Source organism: Bacillus sp. P4_D3, assembly GCF_056401855.1.
Genome location: NZ_JBFUIN010001136.1, coordinates 1 through 769, shown reverse-complemented (window position 1 = coordinate 769; position 769 = coordinate 1). Strand labels below are relative to the sequence as shown.

The following is a 769-nucleotide window of genomic DNA, read 5'->3' as shown; positions in this document are numbered from 1 at the left end:
CTAATAGGTAGTTGATCATTTTAACTGGTTCGTATTATACAGTATGTGTATCTCCCTTTTTTGAGCATGTCTTCATAAAAATTAGTAAAAGCACTCTATTGAGAGTGCTTTAAAATGGGTACCAGAAACTTTGGAATACATTCAGCTTTAAGTAAACTGCAATAATCAAAATGATAATACCAACAAAAAGTGTAATGTAATCCTCCTTTTGTGCGTCCTTTGCATAGTACCACGTTCGTTTATCTTTCTTTCCAAACCCTCTTAAATCCATTGCATTTGAAACAGTATCAATTCTTTCTAATGAATGAATAATAAGTGGCCAAAAAATTAAAACACGGTTTTTCATACGAATCCACAAACTCGCTTCTCCTTTTTCAAAAGGTACGCCTCTTGCTTCCTGTGCGTGTCTAATGATAATATATTCGGATTGAATACTTGGTATATAACGCAGTGCAATATTTATTGCATATGTAACTTTATAAGGAACAGCAAATTTATTTAAGCTGCTTACAAATTCACTTGGATGAGTTGTATAAATAAAAAGAAGTGTAAATGGTAATAACGTAAAATATTTCAATGAAAGTGTAGCGGCATAAAATAAAGTTTCATATGTAATTGTTGCATAACCTATATGAAAAAAAGAGGTATACGTTCCTGTTAATTCTGATCCATATGCTGGAGTAATAACAAGAATCATAACAGAATTTAATAAACTAAATGTAAATATAACGCTGAAAATAACTATAATTTTACGCAATTGAATTTTTGC

The 769-nt window shown here is 30.4% G+C and carries 1 protein-coding gene; it reads right to left on the bottom strand.

The features are described 5' to 3' along the window. Positions 1 to 109 precede the first annotated feature (109 nt). Positions 110 to 769 (bottom strand): energy-coupling factor transporter transmembrane component T family protein (locus tag AC1DTM_RS29820; RefSeq protein WP_477001627.1); only part of this gene is annotated, 660 nt, incomplete at its 5' end.